A 25,643-nucleotide genomic window follows, 5' to 3' on the forward strand; every position below is an offset into this window, starting at 1 on the left:
GGTGTTCAGGGCGTCACCATTGCACGAATTGGCTTTCCATCGATGTCCAGGAAAACGAGCGGCGCAATGTTCGTCTTTCGCAGCGGCTCCTCGATCACCGCACGATCGCCGACGATCACGATGTCGAGATGTTCGAGATCGATGTACTTCTTGGCCACTCGCACCAGGTCTTCCTTCGTCACTGCATTGACCTTCGCTGCGAACGTCTGGTAATAGTCCTGTGGCAGGCCTTGGAGATAGATGCTGGCGACCGCGTCGCCCGTTGACTGCACCGATGCGAACATGCTCGGTAGACTCTGCGCCAACGCAGCCTTGCCCTGCGCGAGTTCGTCATCGGTGAACGGCCGCTCGCCTTGCACGCCGCGCAGTTCTTTCATGAACTCGATCAGTGCACTGTCGGTCTTGGCCGTGGTCATCGCGCCACCGCCGCGGAATGCGCCCGGGCCTTTACCGTAGGCGAAGCGTGAGTTTACGCCGTAGCTGTAGCCCTTCTCTTCGCGAATATTGTGCTGCAACCGGGACTGGAAGATTCCGCCAAGAATCGTGTTCATGACCTGCAGCGAGAAATAGTCGGGGTTGTCGCGCGACGGTCCCACGAGACCGATCGCGAATACCGACTGTGCCGCCTTCGGCTTGTCTACGAGGTAGATCGCGGTCGACGCCTTTGCGGGAACGGCCGGATAGGTGAACGCCGGACGCTCGCCGCCGGTTGTCCACGCGGCGAACGCTTTCTCGACGGCTGCTTTTACCGTCGCCGCATCGACGTCGCCAGTCACGCTGACGATGGCGCGACCTGGCTTGAAGAACGCCTGATGGAACGCCACGACGTCGTCTCGAGTGATCGACGATACGGTCTGCTCCGTTGGTACGCGACCATACGGGTGCTCCGTGCCGTACAGGACATGCGAGAACACTGTCGACGCGATCGAGCCCGGCTGGTCCTTCGCCTGAGTCAGATTCACCAGCGTCTGTCCGCGAAGTCGTTCCAACGCCTCCGCGGGAAATGACGGGTGGAGAACCATGTCCATGAGCACGTCGAGCGTCGGCGCAAACTTGGCCTTCGTTGATACGAAACCGAGTGAGCCAGTTTCCGACCCGACGAAGATCCCGACACCACCGACGCCGAGGAGCTCGAGTGCATCGGAGATCTGATCGCCGGTGCGAGATGCGGTTCCTTCGCGCATCATCGCCGTCGTCAGATTCGCCAACCCCGTTTTTCCTGCGGGCTCGAACTGACTCGCGCCGCCGACGAAACTGATCGTCAGCGACACGAGCGGCAGATCGTGCTTGGGCGTTACGATCAACTCGGCGCCGTTCGAGAGTTTGGTCTGCGTCCACGTCGGCACACGAAGTGGCTTGGGCGCGGTCGGTGGCGGTTCGAACGTGCGGTCGAGCTTCTGCGCGGACAGGCGAGTCGTAGAGGCTAGCAACAGCGCGACCACGGGCGTTGCTCGCATGCGGAAGAATGAAGTCGACATCAGCGTGCCTCCGATCCGAGCTTGTTGGTGGAAAGCGCGCTCACCTTCGCGCTCGCTTCGGGCTTCGCTGCTTGATCGGCCTTGCCCATCGGGACGATGCTGAGCACGACGCGCCCCTTCGTCAGATATTTGGCCGCGACACGCTTCACGTCGGCAGACGTGACTGCCAGCGTCTTTTCGAGGCTCGTGCGGTAGTAGGTCGGATCGTTGAAGTACACACTGCCACTCGCCAGCGTCTCCGCCTTTCCGAGGATGGATTCGAGCCTGGCGATCGAGCTCAGCTCGAGCCCTGCCTTCACCTTCTGAAGCTCCTCGGCAGTTGGCCCCTCGGTCTTGATGCGCTCGAACACCGAGTCCGCTGACAACTCGAGCTCGGTGAGCGAGTGCCCCGGCCGCGGAATCACCGTGAGGTTGAACGTTCCCGCCGCTTCGCTCGACTGCTGTCCGGCAAAGGCCTGCGCGGCCGACTGTCGATCGTAGATGAGCGTTTTCGTAAGTCGCTTGGTGCGTGAGCCCGACAGAATTCCGCCCAGAACGTTCAATGCGATCGCGTCGGGGTGCGTGGTGCCGACGGTCGGCCATACGATGTACAGCCGCGGGAGTTGCACGCGGTCCTCATAGACCAGGCGCTTCTCCGCAGGGAGCGTGACCAGCGGCGATGTCGGTCGCGTGATCGGCTTGCCGCGCGGAATGTCGGTAAAGTATTTCGTGATCCACGCCTTCACCTGCGCCGGATCGAAGTCGCCGACCACGGTGATCGTTGCATTGTTCGGTGCGTAGTAGAGCCGGAAGAAATTCTTGACGTCGTCAGCCGATGCGTTGCTGAGATCAGTCATGCTTCCGATCACCGGCCACGAATACGGATGCTTTGCCGGGTACATTGCCGACGTGATGATTTCGTTGGCGCGGCCGTATGGTTGATTGTCCACACTCTGGCGCCGCTCATTCTTCACGATATCGCGCTGTGCATTGAGCTTGGCGAGATCGAGCGCGTCGAGCAGCCAGCCCATCTTGTCGGACTCGATCCAGAACTGATCCTCGAGGTAGTTCGACGGCACGGTCTCGTAGTAATTCGTGCGATCGTTCGTCGTCGATCCATTGTTCGGTGGACCCCCGACGCCCTCAGTCAGGCGATCTTGCACGCCGTATGGGACGTGACCCGATCCGGTGAACATCACGTGCTCAAAGAGGTGCGCGAAGCCCGTGCGACCGGGCTCCTCGTTTTTCGAGCCGACGTGATACCACATGTCGACGGCCACCATCGGTGTCGAGTGATCCTCCGAGAGAATCACCGTCAGGCCGTTCGACGGTAGCGTATACCGCTCGAACGGGATCTTGAGTTGCGTCGTTTGAGCGCCAAGACCTGACGCGATCATCGTGATCGCGACGAACGCGTTCGCGCGCCAGAAGGAGGGTCGCATGGCCGTCGATGGGAGAATGTTGAACGCCGCGGACTTTAAAGTCTGCGAAAGTCTCCCTCGTGCCGCAAGATATCGCGGCGCCACTGGAACGCCCCTGGTACGGGCGGGCAGGATCGCGACGTGAAGCGGCGCGAACATCGTGAGCCCGGGCTCGTCATACCGAGCCAGTCGAACCTCGCGAAACACACTGGCGGGCTGTATGCATTATTGGCCGGTTACCGAGGCGAGGAGTGCCCATGCTGAGCGATGCGAAAGTCGCCATGCTGATCGTCGCGAGCGGAATCATGCTCGCTGTACCGCCGCGTGCTGAGGCGCAGTCCGCCGCACGCATTACGCAGACTGATCCGCGATGGTACGCGTGGCTCGGCTGCTGGGCCGCTGATGAATCGGAGAGCGGCGAGCAAGGAACGTCATCGAGCGCCACGTGCATCGTTCCGATCGCTGGGTCCTCCGCCGTCGAGGCGTTGACGGTCGCGCGACATAAGGTGGTCGCGCGCGATCGACTCGACAGTAGTCGGCCGCACTCGCTCGACGGACAAGGATGTCAGGGCATGGAGGCGGTGAACTGGTCGTCGACCGGTCGCCGGTTGTTCGTCCGCGCCGACTACACGTGCTCATCGGGCATCAAGGGAACGTCGACGACCCTGTTCGCTTTCTCGCCAACCGGCGAGTGGCTGCGCGTCGAAGAAGTTCGGTCCGGCAACGGATCGACAATGACAGTGGCGAGAATGCGCGATGTCGGTCTGCTTCCAATAGTCACGGCAGAGGCGGCCCGCACGATCGAGGATCAGCGCCGCACGATCATCGCAGCGCGCGCCGCGGCCGCAACCACAATCACCGTCGAAGAAGTTTCGGATGCGACGTACGCGCTGAGCGCGGGCGTCGTACGCGCGTGGCTCCTGGCGGCGAACTTGGTGAGTGCGGATACGCGCGAGATCGCGGCGCTCGCTCGCGGCGACGGATCGCTGTCTGCGCTCCAGACGTTGGCAGCACTCGCGCAGTATCAGGGCGGGCAATTCTATCCGCCGAACAACGGCAACGACGTCTACATGAACAGCAGTTCGGTGTACGTCGCACCTCAGGTGGCGTCGGCGTACGACAATCCGGGTTATCAATGTTCGCCCCTGAACTGCCCGTACACGCCGTACTCATCGTTCAATGGATTCGGCGGCTTTCCGTTCGGCTATCCCGTGGCGTTCATCACCCAGCGCAACAACGGCATCAACAAACAGCCCTTCCACGGCCAGCAGTCGCACGGCGGACATTGGGACTCGGGCTCACAAGGCCGTCCGGGTGGTCAGGGACGATGGGGTGGCGGGGGCAACGCGGGCAACGGAGGCGGCGGGCGAAGGTAGCGCTCTACGGCTTCACCACCTCGAATGCCGACGACGGGACGCGCGCCAACGCCGCGAGCTCGTCGTCGTTCCAGCGTGGATCGGGCGCGCCACTCACGTACCAGCCGCTGCCGTTGTCGGCGACAAGCATTCCATAGCGCATCATCGCGCGCAGAATGACGCGCACGTTCGGCGTGAAGCCCGTCGTGTCGAAGTTGGCCTTGAGGCGAACACGCATTCCCATCGCGGGCAGCGCGCTGCTCGTGTCGTTGCTCGCGTAGTGCCGCGCCGGAGCAACGTAAGCCTTACGCGTGCGCGGGCATGTGAACCGCAGCGCATGATTGATCGCGCCCTGCTCCACCACCTCGTCGTACCGCACGAGTCCAGGAAAGATCGGAAGCCCCGCGGCGTCTGCTGACGTCCAGCCGGCGGGCCGCAGCGCATTTGAATTCAGATCGAACACCGCGCCGGAACCAGCGGTCCAGCTCGCGCCACCATTCACTGGATGCGCATCAAAGAGCTCATACAACTTCCACGCGTCCACATCGACCACGAGCACATGGCGATCACCGCTCCCATTTGATCCACCTTCGATCGGTGCCGATGGCGGAATCGGATATGGCCCCGGATCACTCTCGTCGTCGTAGTCGAACTTCACCGGCACCTTCGCCTGCCCAGCGTGCACGATCACGTACGGAATGCCGTTCGGCGCGCCGTCGTACGTCGTGCCAAAATCCGGATGCAGGTTGCGCACACCACACGATGCAATGAGCGTCGAAGATTTTGCATCGACGCTCGCCGTCGAGATCACGGTGTTCCACGGATTGTCCGACGGAAACACACGCTTGGCCGTCGACGGCGGTGGCGTATCGTTCGAGCCCGTTTGCTGCTGCGTCGGCGCCGACGACGGGTCGCTCGTTCCGCTGCACGCACTCGCCACCGTGAAGGTTGCTAGAAGAATGGCGATGACCGTCGTCGACTTGCGCATGACGTATTGGATTAGCGAAGAACGAGCGGGTCGTTGAGACCACCGGCCAAACTTCGACCGCGCTCGAAACAGCGTTCGACACTCACCAGCGCGCGCGTATTCGCGCGCGATGTCCGTACCGGTTCCGGCGACGGATTCGTCGTCGCAGCCAAACCTTGCAGCGACCCGAGTGAGAAACGCTCGACCGCGAACTGAATTGGCGAGGCTGCATCCGTCGAATCGACGTTGACGCGAACGACGCGCATCACGGCCTGCAGCGAATCAGGAATTGCCGGATCTGGAGAGATACCAGTCATTCCATTGCTTACGACCTGTCGCGCCCGCCACACGATCGTAGTGACCGTATCGCCGACGTGACTCACCGACGTACACACACGCCTCGGCAGCACGTAGTAGAGGTCTCCCGGCGCAATCGTCACAGTGGAAGGCTTGGCGGAGGCGAGTTCGACAGTCGCAATCGTTCGTGGGCCCGCTTTGGCGCAGCCAACACCGAACAGGACAGCAACTGAGAGGGGGGCAGCGATCGTCATCGATCGGCTGAACAGGGACTGCAACATCATCCATCTCCATCGGGACCGGGCGACGCAAGACGCAACGTCAGCGAGCCGGAGGTTCAATCGGAATACGATTGTACAGCCGGCTCTGTCGCCCGTTCCATGGAATACACCATGGATTCAGCCAACTTTCTGTGACGTACGTCAGAAATCGCCGAGGCTGCGTGCGATGTCCGCGGCTACCAGTGGATGATCTTGCGCAGAATGCTGCCGATGCTACGGCCAACCGCGGTGATCGGATCGGTATGTCCCTGAGCCTGCGGATTGCCCTTCGAGTCGACCGCGACCTGATTCGGCTGCGGGCCCGTATGCAACTGACATTCGTTCTGCGGCTCGCTCCCCGGCTTGTACCATTGACGCACGCGCGACGGACACCACTCCGTCGCGAGCTCGCCACTCTGTGGATCGACCACGGCCGACACCATACCAACGGGCACCGCGAACGCCGATCCAACTGGCTCCTTCCATCCCGCCTGGTACATCTCGGCCCACGCCGGCGCGGCGAGTCGTCCGCCTGATGCGCTCGTACTGATCTGACGCGGCTGATCATAACCGAACCAGATTCCCGCAACGATCGACGGCGTATAGCCAACGAACCAAACGTCCTCGCCGCTGTTCGTCGTGCCCGTCTTTCCGGCGACTGGCGCCGTGATTCCGTAATCACGCACCGCCTTTCCGGTTCCGAAGTTCACCACACCCTGGAGCATCTGAGTAATCTCATATGCATCCTGTGGGTTCATCGCCGGCGTCCGCGTGCGAACCTCCGAGCTCCACAAGAGCGTTCCGTCTGGCGCTTCGATGCGCGTCACAAGTCGCGGCGTCACTCGCATTCCACCGTTGGCGAACGGCGCGTACGATGCGACCAGCTCCACCGGCGTCACGCCTTCAGCACCAAGCGCAATTGATGGAACCGGCGACAACGGACTCGTGATGCCGTTGCGGCGGGCCGCGGCGATCACCGCCGCTTCGCCGACCGATCGGCTCACCCGCACCGTCGCCGCGTTCGCCGACAGCATCAGCGCGCGCGCGAACGTGATGCGCCCGTTGTACTCGCCGTTGTAGTTCGCCGGCTGCCAGATGTCGCGACCTACCTGCACGTTGACGGGATCGTCATCCACTTCGGTCGCCGGGGAATATCCCGCCGCCAGTGCGGCCGCGTACACGAACGGCTTGAACGCCGACCCCGGCTGGCGACGCGCGGAGAACGCGCGATTGAATCCGCCGCGCTGCGTGCGCTTGCCAGGCACCAGCGCGCGAATGTCGCCCGTCGCCGGATCAAGCGCGACGAGCGCGCCCTGCGCCTCTTCGCCCGGCGGTCCCATCGTCTCGCGCGTTTCCTGAGTGATCTGCGTGATGTGTCGCAGCACCGTACGATCCGCCGCGCGCTGCAGGTTGAAGTCAACCGTCGTGTAGACGTTGACGTCGCCTTCCTTCAGGATATCTGGCGCAACCGAATCGACGATTGCTCGCACGGCGTCGAGCGCGCTCGCCTCGTTCGTCACCGACGGACGCCACTCGTTCTCAGCAATGCGGAGCGGAGCTCGCGTCGCAGATTGCGCCTGCGCGTCGGTGATATATCCCTGCTCGGCCATGAGTCCGAGCACCAAGTTGCGCCGCTGCACTGCGCGCGGCGGGCTGCGCCGAGGCGTGTAGGCAGACGGCGCTTTGGGCAGACCGGCGAGGAGCGCTCCTTCAGGGAGCGTCAGCTTGTCGACATTCTTGCCAAACAGGTCGAGGCTGGCCGCCTCGATCCCGTTCACGCCGTTCCCGAGATAGATGACGTTAAGATAGTGCTCGAGGATTTGATCCTTGGTCAGCTCGCGTTCGAGAAGGCGCGAGATTCGCAGCTCGACCAGTTTTCGGCGCAACGAGCGCCCGTGATACCGATCGGCAAGGAAGCTGTTGTGCGCCACCTGCATGGTGATCGTGCTGAATCCCTGACGAACGCCGCCCGCGCTGAAATTGCGCGCGACGGCGCGGATCACGCCGCGCCAGTCGAGCCCGTTATGTTCATAGAAACGCCGGTCTTCGGTGGCGACGAATGCGTCCCGCACGTTCTTGGGGACCATCGCGATCGGCACGTTGACGCGACGCACATTCGCCAGATGGCCGATGAGTTTCTGGTTGCGATCGTAGACGTTTCCACCCTCGCTCGGGTGGAAGGCGCGGATCTCAGCCGGCGACGGACAGCCGTAAAAGCCGCAGGTGCCAACCCATACGTCAAACGTGATGACGCCGGCGCACGCCAGAGCGAGCAGCCCAAGCCACGGCCACTGCCGTCTGATCCACTGGCGGGCGGGATCCGACGGATTGCGGCGCAGTCGCTGCCTGAAAATGGCAGCGCGTTCGCGAAGCGAAGTGACGTTCACGCAGGTGGTGTGGTGAGCATGCTAAAGACTGGTACGCTCTTCGCCATCGCAGGTTTCTGGCCGCGACGGCACAGCACGGCAGCGCAGCACGATTTTCAGCTGATTGAAGTGCCTCAACCATCAACAGTCCTACTCCAGTGGAATCCATGACGTTCCGTTCGACGGGCTTTGTGATCTGCGTCGCACTTTTCTCCGCCGCCTGCAGCGGCGGCGCGGGAAGCACCAAGCAGGTAGCGAAAAACGGGGCAACGGCGACAACGGCCGATTCGGCGGCCGGAAACGTCGATACCATGCGCGGAAGCCTGACCGCCAACCACGCGGGCAAGATTCCGGTGCTCGAGTATCACATCATTGGCTCGCCCAAGAACACGCTCTATACGCGAACCGCCGAGAGCTTCAAGGCGGATTTAGAGGACGTGTATAAGCGCGGCTATCGGCCGATCACCATCGCCCAGATGCTCGACAAGAACTTCAGCGACGTCCCCGACGGCATGTCGCCGGTGGTCTTCGTCTTCGACGACGCATCGCCCGAACAGTTCCGCTACATCGAGCAGAACGGTCAACTCACCATCGACCCCACGAGCGGCGTCGGCATCTGGCTCGACTTTGCCAAGTCGCACCCGGGTTGGAAGAATCGCGCGACGTTCTGCATGCTCAACGGCGGTGCGTCGGGCCACAACTTCTTCGGCGACGCAACCAAGTTCCAGGGCCAGAAGAAGGAATGGCGCTTCCAGAAAGTGAAATGGCTCGCCGATCAAGGCTTTGAGCTGTGCGACCACACGCTCTGGCACATGAAGCTCAGCCAGTATCCAGACGCCGCGGTGCAGGAGCAGATCGCTCGCAACATGATGGGCATCGATTCAGCGGTTCCAGGCTACAAGATTCGCACGATCGCTCTTCCGTACGGTCTATGGCCAAAGAACAAGCAGCTCGCATGGCAGGGAACGTGGACCGATCCCAAGACCAAGCTGGCGCACCCGTATCAGTTCGACGCGGTGCTCGAGGTGTCCGGCGGCCCCGCAAAGAGCCCCTTCGATCCAGCATTCAATCCGCACTCGATCAACCGCATCGAAGCGATTGGCAACGACATCTCCAAGACGCTCGATAATCTCGACAAGACCAAGACGCGCTTCGTGAAGTAGCGTCAGCGGGGGCTCGAGGGCGACACCACGCTCTCGAGCCCCCGCTCGGCAAGCGGATATCCCGGCGACGACGACAGCGCATGCTCGAACAGACGTCGCGCATCAGAGCGATTCCCCGCTGCCAGCTCCAGCATACCAAGCCGAGATAGTGCCTGCGGATCGTCTGGCTTGAGCGACACGGCGCGCGACAGATACGTCCGCGCCAACTCCAGACGACCTGACGTCTGCATCGCGCGTCCAGCGAGCACATAGACAATCGTACTGTTCTGCGTCGCCGCCACGGCATCGCTCGCGGCGCGCGTTGCGTTGTCCGCCTGCCCCGCCTGCGCATACGCGAGACTCGCCAATGCGAGCGACAGATCGCTCCGCTCCAACTGAATCGCCCGTTCGATATACGGAATCGCGTCGGCTCCGCGATCCTGTTCGACGAGAATCGCGGTCAGGTTACGCGGCGCATCGGCGCGCCACGGTGCGAGTGCCGCCGCGCGCGTGAACGCCACGCGCGCCGAGTCGAGCTCGCGTAGCTGCGTCCATACGAGGCCGAGCGCCATGAGAGTTTCCCCATTCGGCTTGAAGTCGGCGGTTTGACGGAGATACGGAAGCGCCGCGGCCGGCTTCCGCTCGGCTACGAGCACCTTCCCGAGCTGCTCCGTTGCCGCAGCATCGAGCGGATGAATCGCCAGCGCGCGCACAAGCAGCGACTCGGCGTCAACGAAGCGGTTTTCGGCGAACGCGATGGTCGCAGCGCGAACGCGTGCGGGAACGAACACTGAATCCATCACCATCGCTTGATGCAACACGCTGTCAGCGGCCGCGATCCTCGGAGGCTCGGCGCGAAGCAGCGCCGACGCGAGGTTGTCGTACGCCCGACCGTTCGTGGGAGTTTTGACGGCCGCATCGCTCCAACGCACGACGAGATCGTCGTACAACTCACTGCGATGGTAGGTCGCGACCGCAAGACACACTGCGATCGCACTCGCTGCCGCGGTCGCTGTCATTGAGCCGCCAAAGAGCAGCGCCCAAGCCGCAACCGCCGCGAGTGCTCCAACAACTGCCTGAACTACAACGGTGGGCGCCTGCACAAAACTCACATGGGCAGCAGTCCAGCCACTGATCACGGCATAGAACAACCCAACGCCGAGGATGAGTGCGATTTTCTTCGGAGCGCCGCGATCGATCTTGCTTTTACGAATGTGCTCGACGCCAATCACCACCAACAGAATGACCGCGACACTCGCGAGGTATACACGTCGCTCGGCGGCGACTTCTGTGCGGATTGGAAGAATGCTCGACGACGGCGCGAGAATCAGGAAGAAGCACGAGCTCAGAAAGGCGAGCCATTGCCAGCGTGGTTTCGTCCACGCCCAAATCGTCGCAACGACCGCGGCAGACAGTGCGATCAGCTGAGGCGCCGCGGACCAATCAGCTATGAGATTTCGTCCGTAGTCGAATGCCAGTTGTCCTGGCCAGAATAGCAGCGTGAGGTAGCGACACACGGCCCACGCCTGCGTGTACAGATATCGATACCACGGCACTCCGGCGTCGAACCCGGCAGTGCCGCCTCGCCCGAGCATGGCGAGTAGACCGAGCGGCAGCACCACCGCAGCCGCAACGATCAGATAGAGCCGTCGCCGATCGCGCGTGCCAAGAATCGACGACCACGACTCCGAGATGAACGCGCGATCATAGAGCAGCAGCACGATCGGCGCAGTGATCATGACTTCTTTGCTTCCTGCGCCGAGCGCCGCAAGTGCGGCGACCATCGCCAGCCTGGCGCGCGAAGTCTTCACGTCGCCGTCAAACAGAATGCGCGCGCCAACGAACAGCGTCGCGAGATAGAACAGCGAAACGAGAAGCTCCGTGCGCTGCGTGACGTAGTCCACCGCCTCGGTCTGTATGGGATGCAGCAGCCACATCCCCGCCACCACGATCGCGATGCGCTCGGCGTTCCTCGCCAAGGCTTCGCTCACTCGTCCGCGTTGCAATGTCAGGCGAACGATCAGGAAGATCAGGAATGCCGCGGCGGCATGCAGCAGAACATTTAGCAGATGAAAGCCGAACGTAGCGCGCGGTACATCGCTGCCGGGCGGAATTCCCAACGCCCGATTGATCGCCTGATTCACCGCAAACGAATACGCCACGACCGGTCGCCCATCGACCGGAGAACCGATGCCCGAGCCAAGTACGAGCGCCGCGGACGGACGTAGAGTGTAAATCGAGGCGTTATTGATAATCGCCGGGCCGTCGTCGAAGTCGAACGGTGCCCGCAGGGCCGGGCCAAACGCCACCAGCGCGAGCGCGACGAAGCCCACACCGATCAGTGTGAACCGCCATCGGGTCGACCTACGCAGTGCGCTCATCGCCGGCGAAGAATTCGTATCGTCTCATCCGCGTTCCAGAACGTCTCGACATCCACCTACGAAATGGCCCTTTCGCCAGCGCCCGTCATGCCGTACTGTCGACGTGAAACTCACTCGACGGTGGTCGTCTGCGAATCGCCCGTATTGCTGTACTCATCTTCGTTGCGTCCTGCGGAAACGTACTCGACGCCGGGGGAGTCACTCCCACGGGCACGTACACACTCGTGCGGCTCGATGGAGGATCCATTCCCGCGGTGATCGCGACCGGATCCACCGTGCGCGGCGCCATCGAATTGAAAAGCAACACCCATTACGCGCTCACCCAGACCGACAGTTCCGCAAGCGGCGCCACAAATTCGTCGATCACGGGAACTTGGAGTATTTCCGAGAACGCCTTGCAACTCATTCCCGATGCCGGCGGCCTGCAACTCGGTCTGCTGTATAGCGATACCGTGAAGCTGGACTACCGCGGCCACCAGAATATCTACGTGAGACACTAGCTGGCCCGTCGCGGGGTCGCAAACATCCGGTGCACCGCGAAGCGTGACCGCCGCGCAACCGGGTCCGTCCTAAGGAAGGCCATGCCTTCCTCGCTCAACTGCCCAACCTGCGGCGCCCCCGCGTCAGGCGCCGATGCCGTCCGCTGCGACTACTGCGGCTCGGCGCTTTCGTCGATGGGCTGCCCGTCGTGCTTCAGCCCCATGTTCGTGGGTATGGAGTTCTGTCCCGAGTGCGGCTCCAAAGCAGAACGCCTCGCAGGCGACGCCACGCTTCCCTGCCCCGGCTGTCGCGGCGCAATGTCGTCGGTGCACATCGGCGCCACGCCGCTTTTCGAGTGCGCTGACTGCCACGCGACGTGGCTCGACACCGAGACCTTCACGTCGCTCTGCGCAAATCGCGAGGCGCACGGCGCCATCGCCGACATGCTCGGACCCAAGACGGTCGGCGTCAACGCCTCAGCTACAACCGGCGTTCGATATCTCCCATGCCCAACGTGCGCCAAGGTCATGAACCGCGAGAATTTCGGCCATCGCTCTGGCGTGATCATCGACGTGTGTAAGGGCCACGGCGCGTGGCTCGAGCGCGGCGAACTGCACGCCGTGCTCGCCTTTGTCGACGGCGGCGGACTCGAACGCGCACGACGCATGGAAGATGAACGCCGCGCCGAAGAACGACGCGCATTCGAGGCGACCACGCGCGGCGCACGGCCGATCAGCGGCAGCTGGGACACGGCACCGGCCATTCGCAACGGCTCGATCGGCTCGGTGCTCGAAGACGCGTTACGAAACCTGTTCGGTTAATCGACTCTTACGCTGGAGATCACGTGTCCTTTCGTGAATTTGTCGCTGGAGAGCTGATCGACATCATCGAGTGGATCGATGATTCCGACGACACGATGCTGTCGCGCTTCTCGCGACCGAGAAACGAAATCAAGAATGGCGCGCGGCTCATCGTGCGTCCCGGTCAGGCCGCGCTGTTCGTCGACCAGGGCGAGATCGCCGATCTGTTTCTGCCAGGACGCTACGAGCTCGTCACCTCGAACCTTCCGCTGCTCTCGACGCTCCGCGGCTGGAAGTACGGCTTCGAAAGCCCGTTCAAGGCCGACGTCGTATTCGTGAACACTAAGCAGTTCACGAATCGCAAATGGGGCACGTCCAATCCCGTGATCGTGCGAGATCCGGCGCTCGGACCAGTGCGGCTTCGCGCCTTCGGCACATATGCCATTCGCGTTGCCGATCCGAGTCGCTTCGTGCACGAAGTGGTTGGAACGAACTCACTCTTTCTCGTCGACGAGATCGCCGATCAGCTTCGCGACCTCGTTGTATCGCGCGTAAGTGGCGTGTTGGCCGACGGCAACATCTCCGTTTTCGATCTCTCGACGCAATACACCGAGGTAGGCCAGCGCGTCCTGGAGCGCGTCGCACCGCAGTTCCAGCAGTACGGCATCGAGCTCACCCAGCTTGTCGTCGAGAATGTGTCTCTGCCCGCCGAAGTCGAAGGCGCGATCGATCAACGGTCCAAGATGAGCGTCCTCGGCGACCTCGATCAGTACACGAAGCTCCAGAGCGCCGACGCGCTTCGCGACGCGGCACGCAATCCGAGTGGCGGCGCTGCGGCGGGCGTCGGTATTGGCATGGGCGCCGCCATCGCGAGTCGTGCCATGTCGTCGTCGGCCTTTAGTGCGCCGGCGCCGGCGGCAACGTCATCGGGTGACGAGCCGCCGCCGCTCCCACAGGACGCGTGGTACTACGTGTTCAAAGGCGAGCGACAGGGCCCGGTGGATCGCGCGACGATCAAGAATCAGATCGCCGCGGGCGTCGTCCGTCCAGAAACACTCGTCTGGAAGAAAGGCTTCTCGGCGTGGACCAAACTGGCCGACGTCGCCGATCTCGCCTAGCGAACGCTAGCCCGCTCTCAACACATCCACGGCATCGGCGCGTCCAGCGCGACGCGCCGGCAGATAGCTCGCGAGCAGCGCGGCGACGACGAGCACGCCCGTCACGCCGGCAAACGCCACCGGATCAGTCGCCGTCACGCCGAACAGCATCGTGCTGATCAGTCGCGTCAGCATCACCGACGCCACCAGTCCAATGCCGATGCCGACGATCGCCAATGCGGCGCCCTGTCGCAGCACCAGGCGTACAACATCCTCCGCCCGAGCGCCGAGTGCGAGTCGAATGCTCAACTCGCGACTCCGTTGCGCAACGAGGTACGAGATCACGCTGTAGACGCCGAGCGTCGCGAGCAGCAGCGCCACGCTGCCAAAGACGCCGACGAGAAAAAGCGTGAAGCGACGATCGGCAACGGAGCGCGAGACCATCGAGTCCATCGTACGAAAGCGAGACGGAACGTCAGGGCGCAGCGCGTGCATCAGCGGAGCCGCCGCGGCAATCACCGATGCCGGCGTCGAGTTCGTTCGCATCACGATATTGATGGTACCGCCACCGCTCGACGGTCGCTGTCTATACAGTCCGTAGAACGACGCACCAGGCTCCGACTGAAAGCCGCGATCACGCACGTCGCCAACGATCCCGACGATCGTGAACGTGCGAAGATCGCCATCCATGTTTCCGTACTCGATGTACTTGCCGATTGGACTCTCTGACGGCCACACCTTTTTCGCCAGCGCCTGGCTGATCACGGCGACGTTTTCCGTTTCGTACCGATCCCCGTCGTTGAACAAACGCCCAGCGACGAGTGGGATATGCATCGTCTCGAAGTATCCCGGCGTCGTCATTCGATACTCGGCATCGCCCGCGTGGCCGGGAAGCTTACCGATTTCGCGGATGCTCTCGCGAAGCGCCTTCACATCGGCCGCTGGGTCGATGCGCGAAATTGGGCGATCGAGCACCACGAATTGACCGTTGTTCCCGCCGCCACCAAACGGTACGGTACTCACCCCTCCGACCTGAGACACGCCGGGCAGCGCGCGCATCTTCGCGACGATCTCGTCGAACGCCTGGATGCGACGCACGCCGGCCGCACTATCGGAACTCGTCCTCGGAATCGCCAGATCGAGCACGGCGAGATTCTCCATGCGGAATCCAGGATCGATCCGCAGCAGCTGCACGAAGCTGCGACCGAGCAGCGCGGCACCGACGAGGAGCACGAGCGTCATCGCGACCTGCGCGACGACCAGCACTCGACGCAGACCTACGCTCGCACCACCGCTCGATTGCGTGCGCCCCGATTGCGAGAGCGTTTCGCGAACGTCACCTCGCGTTCCGCGCCAAGCAGCGACGAGCGCTAGCGCAACCGCAACGATCACCGACACGCCAACCGCGAACGCCAGCACACCAGCGTCAACGCGAATGTCCGCGACACGCGGCAGCCCCGGCGGCGCCAACGCGACGACTGCACGCACACCCGCCACCGCCAACATCATACCCACCACCGCCCCACTCACCGACAACACCAACGACTCGGCGAGACATTGCTGAAGGACACGCGCACGCCCCGCGCCGAGTGCGACGCGAACCGCGAGCTCGCCCTGCCGCGATGCCATGCGGGCGACGAGCAGGTTCACGACATTCGCGCAGGCGATGAGCAGTAGCACCATCGACGCGCCCGCGAGCAAATAGAGAATCGGCTTCGTCTTGCCAATCATTTCCTCGAGCAGCGGCACGACCGTAGCGTCGACCGCATCCATCGACGTACCGTTGACCTGCTTCGCGCGACGCGTGATCGCGCTGATCTCCGTCTGCGCACGTTCGATGCTTACGCCGTCGCGCACGCGACCGAGCACCTGCCAGTTGTGCGCAGTGCGACTCGTGCGACGCGTCGACGTCGCCTCCGCGCTCACCCATAGATCCGCGCCATGAGGCATGTCGATGGCAGCCGGCATCACGCCAATCACCATGAAGCTCGTGCCGTCGACCGAGAGCGTCGTCCCGATCGCCGCCGGATTTGCGCCGAGTTGCTGTCGCCAGAACTCGTCGCTCACGAGCACGGCCAACGCGCCGTTCTCGCGCAACTCGTCGCCGGCAAAAACTCGCCCGCGCGTCGGTCGCACGCCTAACACGTCGAAGAACTGCCCCGACACCGGTGACACGTGCGCTCGCGTCGATGTATTGCCGATGATCACCGTCGCGTCACCGCCTGGTCGAAACGCCGCGAGGGACGCGAAGCTCTTGCTCTCGGTGCGCCAATCGTCGAGATCAGGATCGGAGGCGTTCTGTTGTCCGCCACGTGCGCCGACTTCCCAGATCTGTACGATCCGCTCGGGCGCGGGATAGGGCAGCGACCGGAACATCACACCGTTGACGACACTGAAGATCGTCGTCGATGCGCCAATCCCGAGTGCGAGCGTCGCGACCGTGACGGCAACGAACCCCGGCGACCGCGTGAACTGTCGCACAGCGAGCCGCAGGTCTTGCATCCACGTCTCGGCAATTTCGCGAACGTGCATTCGACGCATACGTGGCACCTCGGTGGTTTGACAGAACTCGCGGAGTTCATCGACGTTCCCGAATCGTCGCGCCGCCTCGGCGCGCGCGTCGGCTTCGCTCATTCCCGATGCAACGAGCGACGCGACGCGTGTCTCGATGTGAAACGCGACCTCATCGTCGAGTTCGCGCTCGAGCCGCGCGCGGTTCGACGGCAGTCGTAGCGCGCGGCGAACGCCGTCGGGAATGTTCGATCCGCCGGGTGTGGGACGCGGTGTCATGCTACGTGGCACCAAGCACGCGAGTGACCGCCTTGGCATACTTTCGCCACGTCGCGGCCTCGGCTTTCAGGAGCTGGCGGCCGGTCGGTGTGAGCGAGTAGTACTTGGCGCGCCGGTTGTTGGCGGACAGTCCCCACTCGGATGCGACGGCTTCGCCGTTTTCGAGTCGGTGGAGTGATTTGTAGAGGGCGACGTCGACGATTTCGAGGTCGCCTTCGGTTTGTGTTTCGATCCACTCGACGATTGCGTACCCGTGCTTCGGTCCCCAGGTGAGGGCTTTGAGGACGAGGACGTCGAGGGTGCCGTGGAGGAGGTTGTTGGCGTCGCCTGGCATGGCTGTCCACTAACTAGGTTAGTGGACGATACGACCCTGCGCAGGATTTTGTCAATGGTCCGGTTTGAGTGGTCGAGTCTGAGTGGGAAACGGAGTGTGAATCGATGCCCGATCGGTCACTTCGTTTGAAGACTCATTCGACGATTCGCAGCTGAATCTGTTCGCCTTCAGGAATGTCCCGGATCTGCCTTGCGATGTTTGCATAGAACTTCATCGCTTCTACGCCGTCGAGAACGCGTAAGTTCGAGAGCTCAAATTCTCCGCCTAAGACGAACGGAATCTTCGGAACCAGGCGCGCACCAGCCGGGAGTGGGCCATTGATCCCTTGCCACTCGTGCGCCAACGGCCAGCCGGTTTGAACTTTGAAGTCGACAACGACTTTCTCTGCCCACTCGTCCATCGAGCGTGCGAAGGGTTCGCGATTGGCGGTTTCAGGATCAAAACGCCAAATCACATCATTTGCGATACAGAACTGAGCACCGAACAGGTCCTCTGCAAAGAACAGGGTTTCAACAGCAGGCTGACCATATGCGGAGCGCCAACGCGACCATTCATTCCACGCCCCGAGGCTCGGCGGCGACACATCGTCAGATATTGGGAAAACATGAAGTGCGGATTCGAATGCGTAGAACCCATTCCTTGCCCAATAGAGTTCTAGCAATCCTTGCCCGAGAGCACCTGCCAGATCTGACGACGCCTTGTCAAGACGCGGAGTGTCATCGCTGAGTTCCGGTCCACCAAGTGCAGCAAGCCGTGCAATGTTTGACGTCGTCACTCTGGCACCACGCCTATTCGAACTTGGGTTGCATCAGGAAAAGTTCGGCATTGATTCCCCATACACGCTCCTGCCCCTCGGTTATCAGACGGCGCAACGTATGAAACGGCAGCCCCTCTTCCTCCTTCCGCGAACATTGCCGGCGGATACTCGTCGCGATCAAATCCGGCCTTAGTCGGTACACCAGCGAGGGCGTCCCTTCGCCGCGCACTCGCGCCGGCCCGATCAATTGTCACAATGGACGGCTTTCCGGCCGCTTGAGCATTCTCGATCGTCGCCGCGGATCCAGGATACTTCGACCTACTAATTGTGACACTCGGAACGCTTCCGGCAGGACCCATCATCAGCCCGCCGTCGCCACCACTAAAGAAACCCGCACCTCCACGACCCGCGGCTCTCCAGTCATCGGAACTCATGTTCCTGACATCGCGGGCGAACTGTTTCACATTCTCCCACAGACTAGAGAGGCTACAATTGGGAGGACAAGTCGCAAGACCCAACGGATCCGAATTGTTGACCGCGTCTCCGCCGCCGAACCCATACAGGTTCATCCCCCCGGCCAGCCCGATCGGATCTTCCTGCGTGAAGCGTCCCGTCGACGGATCCATGTAGCGGTTGCGCCGATACAGATATCCCGACGCATCCTCCTGCCCTTCGATCAGGCTCCCGTACCAGGACGGAGCCGGCAGATTCGCCACCGAATTCGCCGCCCCAAACAAATTCCGCTGCGGAAACTTGATCGTGGTACTCGGACACTTCGTCGTCCCACACAGGCCACCGTCGAAATGCCCACGCCAGTCCGCATACGGCAGAACCTGAAGCCAGCCGCTCTTGTCGAGCGCGAGTGGCTCGTCGATCCCGTAGCCGTGGACATAGCCCACCTGTCCGAAATCGACACTCGACGTCACATCGCTTTCGAGCGTCGCCGCCGACGCATTGACGCTCCCGTCGGTCCGAATCTCATAGAGTATCTGATCGCCATCCCACACCGTGCGCGTGACGGTGCTGTGGCAACCCGTCCATTTCTGCGGCGATCCAGTTGAGGAGTTGCACGTCGGACCTTTGACGGAACGCACCCAAATCCGCCGCCCAAGCGCATCGTATCGATACGAGTCCCCGCCATAATATCGATTCGGCCCAGCTTGAGCACTCGAAACATTGTACGCAGCCGTCTTCTGAAACAGCGTGTCGAAGACCAACACATGCGAGATCAACTTGCTTCGATCATCGTACGTGTCCTGCGTCTCCGTCCGCATCGTGAGGAACGTGTACTGCTGCGCGTCGGGCGCCGAATACGGACCGTGCGCTGCGAGGCTCAGCGTGTGATACTGATTGCCGATTAGATCCGTGTCATAGACCGTCGCGTCCATGCTCGCGTAGTCGCCCAGGCTCATCCGCGACAACAGGCGCCCGCTCCCACGTTCGTACGTCGACCACGCCACGCCCGGCTTGGTCCGCTTTGTGTCACTTTGCAGTGCATTGCCGTACGCATCCAACTGCAGCGTCTCTGTCGCGCCGCTGATCACACTCTTCGTGACACGCCCACGCACGTCGTAGGTGAATCCGTCGATCGCCGCAGAATTCTCGAGCAGACGGGCAACAGCGAGGACTTTGTCACGCGCGTCGTACGTGAGACTGTCATCATGGACGACGCTGTTGTCCGCCATCCGCATCGTACGACGAGCGAGGCGAGAATCAGCGTCATACGTGCGCGTCTCCGTCAGCGGGGAATTCCCCGCCCGCCACACCTGCTGATTCAGTCGGCCCGCATTGTCATACTGATACGTGAAGAGCTGGCCGAACTTGTCCGTCACCGAGGTGAGCAGTCCGCTGACCGCATCGTACCCGTAGGACGTGCGCGCGGTGGTACCACTTGCGAGCTGACTCGGGTGCTCGATCGCGATCTTGTGGCCGGCCAGATCGTAGCTGTACGTGAGTCCATACCGATGCACGCTGAAATCCGTGCTCCAATCAGACGTCGCAATGCGCAGCGTGTCGGTCTTGAGTGCTCCGTTCGGATAGTACGATCGCGAGATGTGCGCGGCGGGATTGTCAGCCGTTCGCATGCCGGTCGCGTCGTACGTGAACGTCGACAGCATCGTCCCATTGCGCCCAGTCAGGCGATTCAGCACGTCATAGGTCAGTATCGCCCCGACTGCGTCGCGACCACCCGTGATCAGATTTCCGGCAACGTCGTAGCTGAAGCGCAGGACCTCCTCATCGGCGTTCGCGACCCCGTGAACCATTCGCTCCGAGATCTTGCGATCCGCCTCATCGTACGCGAAGCGCCGAATGATCGTGCCCACCGTCCCGAGATCCGGCGCCCCGCGCTGGGATACCTCTATGAGATTGCCCTCCCGATCGTAGAGGTTCGCGACACGAAGCGAGTCGGCGCGATTCCACTGGAGCGACACGCTGTCGGCGCCCGACGCATCGTAGATGAAACGCTGTAGCAGCTTGAGGCTATCCGTTTGCGCAGCATCGGTCGGCTTCTTCGTCAGCGTATCGCGCCCGATCGCGTCCTTCAGCGCCTCCGTGACGATCAGCGACGGGCTCGTGAGTTTCCACGTGTTACCAAAACCGTCATAGTCGATTCGGCTCACGGCACCAACTGCGTTACCAGGCGTCGAAACAGTTTGCGGCTGTCGCGTGGCGGTGGTGTACGTGAAGTTCACCCGCGTGGCGCTCCCTCTTCCGTCCTCCTCCCACTGCTTGAGTCCCGTCGCCTGATCGTAGAATGACCGTGAGCTACCACCGCCCTGCGGCATAGTCACGAGCGTCACGGCATCCCACTTCGCATCCCAGTCGTATGTCGTCACCGCATCGGCACCGCCATACGGCGCAACATCGGTCACAATGCGCACGAGTCCTCGACTCGGATCGTAGCTCGTTCTGACTTGATGCCCGTTGGGCTGTGTCACTTGCGTAGGCAGCAGCGGCCAATCGGTGTTACTGCGCTCGATGGTTGTGCGCTGATGCAACGCGTCTTCGATCACCGCGGGCGCACCATACGGTGTGAGGCGGAACCACGTCGTGTCACCATCGGCGCGCGGGCCGTCGACCCATGTGCGAACTGAATCAGTCCGAATCGGACCCGCCGCGCACCACGTGAGACTCGCCGTTTCCGTCGCGCAGAAGGTCCGCACGACGTTCGCACCACCGACAGCCAACGTCGTCGATCGGAGGCCCTCGGCCTCGTCATACGTGTATGTCGTTGCGAATCCACGACGATTGGTACGTGACATGATGCGATCGCTCGCGTCGAATCCAAACGAGATGCTCGACAGATCGGGATCCGTGATCGTCGTGACCAACCGTTGGCCGTGCGGCTGCGTGTACCCAATCGTTGTTCGTCTTGGCCGAGTCGGAGTACTGGGCGCATCTATAGCGACGACGTTCCCGCCGGCGTCGCGCGTGAACGTGTATGCACGTGGCGGCGCCCCGGCCGGCACGGGCATCACGATGGAATCGAGCAGGACATTGTTCGTGATGTTGTACACGAAGCGCGTCCGGTGGCCACGCGAATTGACGGTCGCTAGGTGCTGTCCCACTGCATTGAACTCGACGACTGCGCCGTTTCGCAAATGACGAGTCCAGAGCGATTGGCTCGGATTGGTGGTGATCGAGTCGACCCGATCCAACTGAGGAGTCGCAAGCCACGTTGTATCCGATTTCCACGCGTACATTCGCGCTGAGCCGTCGCCGCCGACCCAGAGTCGGTGCGTCGCGTCGAATACGATGAGCTGCTCGAGGCCATCGAGCCACCATCCTGGACCAAACTGGGTTGCCGCGCGGTTGATCACGGCGAGCGTGTCGGTCACACTGCTCGATGAGGTCGTGCCGCCTATGGTAGCGCGAACCTGGAACGTGTATTCGTACGCCCCAGTCCCCAGTCCCTTCGCACGCACATTCACCGGAACGGCAATCCGCCTCGGTAATCCATCACTCTGTGCTGCCGACCAAGTGAATGAGTACGAGTCCTCCGCCTGGCCGTTGATCTTGACGGTCGCCGTGATCGTTGCGCCCGCGGGCGCCGATGTCAGGCGAACCTCCGCTGGCACAAGGATGATTCCGCTCTGATGACGGTTGTTGTATACGAGCGTTGGCGCGCGCGACGTGTTGAGCGTCGTCGTCGCTGGCAGCGGGTGCGCCAGACGCAAATCGCCACACTCGTATGCCGCTGCGTCACCAGCGGCGACTGTAATGCACTGGTCGCGTAGCAGAGCTGTCCCACCAGTCACGCCGCGCGTTGCGACGGTGATCGGCGCTACCGTCGTGATGTTATCGGTGATCACGCCATCGTCGACAACCGACGAATTTGCAAGGCTCACCACATGAACCTTGACCGTGCCTACGGATCCGACGACGGAACCGCCGACGTGTCGCACGGACAGTGCAAAGGACTGCTGCGACGCGAGCGAAGGCGTCGAGTCGGGCGCGGTAGGCGTGCACGAAAGCGAGGCGCCGGTGCACGTCACGGTGTACAGGAATTTCGCCGGAGACGACCCCGTGTTCTTCACAGTGAACGTGTCGAATACGGTGGTACTCGCCGCGAGGGGCCGAGTGATCGCGTGAGGCGACACGAGCACTGAACCGGCATTCACGACGGTGCCCGTCAATAACGTCAGCGTCGTCGACGCAGACACCGCTCCCGCTGATGTCGAATAGCCGGCCGTCACCGCTGCCGTACCTTGCACATTGCTACCCGAAGGAGCAAGCGGCTGAAGCGGATACTGCACTGTCTGCCCTGCACCGACGCGCAACGAATCGACCATCACCCACGGCTGGGTCGAGAAGCCCCCGGTGAACACGACCGTCATGCGGTATGTCACCGGAGCGAACCCAAGATTCGTGACTGGCACCGGAAGCATCGACAAGGTTCCCGGTGGCTGCACGTGCGTCGACGGATCGGCAGGGAGCTGCGGCTGATAGAGCTGCGCAAACGTCGGGATCTGCGCTACGACAGTTCCAGTGTCGGCAATGGCGCGGTTCGCGAGATCCTGATAGCTCGCGATGACTCTGAAGGTCGCCGGGCTCGCCGGCAACGTTGGAATGCTGAAGGTGAGTCGCGCTGTATCTGTCTGGCCGGCGGCCAGTGTCAGTGAGGTCCGGTCGAGCTGACAACTCCCCGAAGCCACGACCGCCGCACACACGGGCGTGATTTGATACGACGCCGATCGCGTGCCGGCATTTCGAATCGCAAACGCCCACGTCTGCTCATTCGGAATCAGATAGACCGGCGACGCACGCGGCGTGACGCGCGGCTGGAAATCAGTGACCGGCGGCAGCGCGAATGTGAATGAGAGTGTGCTGTTGGTGACGTGACCGGCGACGTCCGTTGTCGTAGCAGCGATCGTATGTGCACCGAGCGTCACGGCCAGACTGTTCCAGCTCGATGTTCCGGCCGTCGTGCATCCCGACTGCGTGCTGCTCACGAACGTCTCCACTAGCGGAGTTCCGTCGAGCCTCACCGTGTGAGTTGCCAGCACACCGTCGGCGTCACACCAGGCGGCGCCAATGCTAGGCAGTACGCTGATGGTTGCATTTGGAACTACGCCGCTCAGAACCACGGTTGGCGCCGTTTGATCAAGCTGCAGTACCACATAGTTCGAGCTCGATAGTGTTCGCAGCGCGCCGACGTACGTCGCCGACAACACCACCGTCCCGGCGGTTCCGGTTGTTGGCGCCGTGTACGTAACCCACGCGTTCACAGTCTGACCTGGTCCAACCGCGAGTGTCGGCTGCGACGTCATACATCCCGATGCACCGCCAGGGCAGCTCGCCGACAACGTGTACTGCACACTGAGTGGGCCAGGATTCTTGACGGTGAAAGTATCCGTCCACGTTTGGCCGCCCCGTAACAGTCCGCTCGTGCGAAGCGGAGTAACGATCGCTTGCGCCTCATATGCATCATCGTAAGTGAAGTGCGACGCGAGGCTGGTCGTATGAATGCCATCGCTCAGCGAGACGTTCAGCGTATTCGCACCGGGACGCGCAACGCCTGTGAGGGTGCCAACCTTCGCCGTCGCACATCCCCCAATCGTGGTTGGCGCAAAATTCGCCGACAGCGCAACGCCATTGATCGTCCCACTCGGCGTCGCTAACACGCCGTCAGCGTCGCAGCCGGTAACCGGAATCGAGAGGCGCCCGCCGTACGCGATGGTCGACCCCTCTTGCGGCGGAGTGAACTGAATGAACGTCGGCGCGATGACGTCGCCGCCCATCACGGTCAGCGTCGCGGTGTCGGTTTCGATCGGAGTGTATGAACCGGTTCTCGTGGCAACGACGCGGATCGTTCCCGTCTGGCCGATTGCCGGCGCGGTGAACGACACCGGTGCAGATCCCATCCCGCCTGGACTCACGGTGACGTACGATGCCGCCACCGTGCAGTTGGCGACGTTCGTACACGACGCGGTGATCGCATACGTCGAAGTCGCGTTGCCGGAGTTCAGCATGACCGGCGAGTAGTAGCGCGCGGTTCCGGCCGGATCTGTTTCGACGGACGTTTTCGGTGTGAAGACCGGTTTGCCGTACGGAAGCAAGACAGAGAACGACGCAGTGTCGGCGACGACGACCTGCGTGCCGTTCATGACGCGCGCGATCAGGCCTGCAGTCGCCGGTGGCGTTGATGAACTTCCGATTGTGTTCGGAGCCGTAAAGCGAAGCCTCGCCCATAAACTCGATGGATCGTTTTCGTCTGGCTCGCCCAACTCGACGGTGCAGCTGGTCAACCAAGCGGTGCACAGCGGAACGATCGAAAAGTCCGACGGCCAGTTGAAACCACTCACCGTAAACCCCGCCCACTGCGGGCCATTTGCCGCCAATGTTGGCTGATTCTTCGGCGCGACCGTTGGACGAACGTTCGGCGTGGTGATCGTTCGAGTCCCTGTATCAGCCAACACACGATTGGTTGCATCGGTGTAGCTGGCAATCAGACGCACGACGCCACTGGTACTAGTCGTACCGGGCGTGATGAACGTTACGGCGACGGAATCGGTGACTCCTGCGCCGAGTGTGGTTGTCGTTTTAGAAGGTGTGCATGGCGACGAGGTGCAACTGGCAGTGATTGCATACGTCGCGGCCTTTGTACCGGCGTTTGTTACGGCGAATGTGCGACTGATCGTAGCCCCGAACGGAATCGTTTCGCTGACGCTCTTTGGCGTCACCGCGGGGCGATAGTCGGCGATGGACGCGCCCAACGTCGCGACGCCGTTGACGAGATTGATCTGAACCACATACGTATCCGCGACTCCCTGCAGCTGATACCCACTCGGCTCGTACTGATTGGTCGCAACGCTGTACCAGAATGGAGGGAGACCGACGGCACCGGACGCATTGAGCGCCACCGAGATTGCGCCCGACTGATACGACGGTACCACGACGGTGACACTGACCGCGCGCGTCTGCCCGGGCGCGATCAGGCCAAGCGATCCGTTCGTGCCATATGCCTCCCCAGGCCAACACCCGCATCCGCCGCCAGCAAAGAGATAGAGGTTCGATGCAGTCGTGTTTTTGACCGTGTACCACAAGGAGTAGTACCGCTGCGTGTACTCGTAGTACCCGTCGTCGTCATAGACGTCATAGACGCCACCGGCGGCCATGCCGTCGAACGACGTGATCACCATGGGCGTTGTCTGCGCCGATGACGCGCGAGGCAGCGCAACGACGGATAGTGCAGCGACGACAATGAAAAGCGCACGACGAAGCGCATGGGTCATGAA

General features: G+C 62.2%; 15 protein-coding genes. 5 read left to right on the top strand and 10 right to left on the bottom strand.

Annotated features, from left to right (window positions below):
- Positions 1–5: 5 nt before the first annotated feature.
- Positions 6–1,478: a M16 family metallopeptidase gene (locus AC6H4Z_RS20845; protein ID WP_497543893.1), complete on the bottom strand. Its 1,473-nt coding sequence runs from the start codon at positions 1,476–1,478 to the stop codon at positions 6–8.
- Complete coding sequence (locus AC6H4Z_RS20850) at positions 1,478–2,899, bottom strand: M16 family metallopeptidase (protein ID WP_497543894.1); 1,422 nt, start codon at positions 2,897–2,899, stop codon at positions 1,478–1,480. Before AC6H4Z_RS20850 ends, AC6H4Z_RS20845 begins: the two co-directional genes overlap by 1 nt.
- A gap of 236 nt (positions 2,900–3,135) precedes the next feature.
- Between AC6H4Z_RS20850 and AC6H4Z_RS20855 the strand changes: the two genes are divergently transcribed.
- The gene (locus AC6H4Z_RS20855; protein WP_497543895.1) at positions 3,136–4,254 is read left to right on the top strand and encodes a hypothetical protein; all 1,119 of its coding nucleotides are present in this window, start codon (positions 3,136–3,138) and stop codon (positions 4,252–4,254) included.
- Positions 4,255–4,258: 4 nt separating this feature from the next.
- On the opposite strand, the gene AC6H4Z_RS20860 is transcribed toward AC6H4Z_RS20855, so the two are convergent.
- The 3 genes from AC6H4Z_RS20860 to AC6H4Z_RS20870 form a co-directional block, all read right to left on the bottom strand.
- A complete protein-coding gene (locus AC6H4Z_RS20860; RefSeq protein WP_497543896.1) occupies positions 4,259–5,221 on the bottom strand; it encodes a hypothetical protein in 963 nt (320 codons plus the stop codon).
- A gap of 11 nt (positions 5,222–5,232) precedes the next feature.
- The gene (locus AC6H4Z_RS20865) at positions 5,233–5,781 is read right to left on the bottom strand and encodes a hypothetical protein (protein ID WP_497543897.1); all 549 of its coding nucleotides are present in this window, start codon (positions 5,779–5,781) and stop codon (positions 5,233–5,235) included.
- Positions 5,782–5,954: 173 nt separating this feature from the next.
- Positions 5,955–8,144 (bottom strand): transglycosylase domain-containing protein, encoded by a 2,190-nt coding sequence (locus AC6H4Z_RS20870; protein WP_497543898.1) that lies wholly within the window; start codon positions 8,142–8,144, stop codon positions 5,955–5,957.
- Between the two features lie 146 nt (positions 8,145–8,290).
- Here AC6H4Z_RS20870 and AC6H4Z_RS20875 point away from each other — a divergent pair, with 146 nt between their 5' ends.
- A complete protein-coding gene (locus AC6H4Z_RS20875; protein ID WP_497543899.1) occupies positions 8,291–9,286 on the top strand; it encodes a polysaccharide deacetylase family protein in 996 nt (331 codons plus the stop codon).
- 2 nt (positions 9,287–9,288) lie between these two features.
- Here AC6H4Z_RS20875 and AC6H4Z_RS20880 read toward each other — a convergent pair whose 3' ends face one another.
- Entirely contained in the window at positions 9,289–11,646 is a 2,358-nt protein-coding gene (locus AC6H4Z_RS20880) for a tetratricopeptide repeat protein (RefSeq protein WP_497543900.1), read from the bottom strand.
- Between the two features lie 224 nt (positions 11,647–11,870).
- Between AC6H4Z_RS20880 and AC6H4Z_RS20885 the strand changes: the two genes are divergently transcribed.
- The 3 genes from AC6H4Z_RS20885 (at position 11,871) to AC6H4Z_RS20895 (ending at position 14,044) form a co-directional block, all read left to right on the top strand.
- Complete coding sequence (locus tag AC6H4Z_RS20885) at positions 11,871–12,146, top strand: hypothetical protein (protein ID WP_497543901.1); 276 nt, start codon at positions 11,871–11,873, stop codon at positions 12,144–12,146.
- An 81-nt stretch (positions 12,147–12,227) separates the two neighbouring features.
- On the top strand, positions 12,228–12,947 hold the full coding sequence (locus AC6H4Z_RS20890; protein ID WP_497543902.1) for a double zinc ribbon domain-containing protein: 720 nt from the start codon (positions 12,228–12,230) through the stop codon (positions 12,945–12,947).
- Between the two features lie 23 nt (positions 12,948–12,970).
- Positions 12,971–14,044 carry an SPFH domain-containing protein gene (locus AC6H4Z_RS20895; protein WP_497543903.1) on the top strand — a complete coding sequence of 358 codons (1,074 nt, stop codon included), beginning with the start codon at positions 12,971–12,973 and terminating at the stop codon, positions 14,042–14,044.
- A 6-nt stretch (positions 14,045–14,050) separates the two neighbouring features.
- On the opposite strand, the gene AC6H4Z_RS20900 is transcribed toward AC6H4Z_RS20895, so the two are convergent.
- From AC6H4Z_RS20900 to AC6H4Z_RS20915, 4 genes are all read right to left on the bottom strand, one after another.
- A complete protein-coding gene (locus AC6H4Z_RS20900) occupies positions 14,051–16,813 on the bottom strand; it encodes an ABC transporter permease (protein WP_497543904.1) in 2,763 nt (920 codons plus the stop codon).
- A gap of 1 nt (position 16,814) precedes the next feature.
- Positions 16,815–17,147 carry a PadR family transcriptional regulator gene (locus tag AC6H4Z_RS20905; protein WP_497543905.1) on the bottom strand — a complete coding sequence of 111 codons (333 nt, stop codon included), beginning with the start codon at positions 17,145–17,147 and terminating at the stop codon, positions 16,815–16,817.
- 133 nt (positions 17,148–17,280) lie between these two features.
- Positions 17,281–17,922, bottom strand: a complete 642-nt coding sequence (locus tag AC6H4Z_RS20910; protein WP_497543906.1) for an SMI1/KNR4 family protein — start codon at positions 17,920–17,922, stop codon at positions 17,281–17,283.
- A complete protein-coding gene (locus tag AC6H4Z_RS20915; protein WP_497547071.1) occupies positions 17,919–25,640 on the bottom strand; it encodes an RHS repeat-associated core domain-containing protein in 7,722 nt (2,573 codons plus the stop codon). Before AC6H4Z_RS20915 ends, AC6H4Z_RS20910 begins: the two co-directional genes overlap by 4 nt.
- Positions 25,641–25,643: the final 3 nt, after the last annotated feature.

This window comes from Leucogemmata humicola (genome assembly GCF_055379415.1).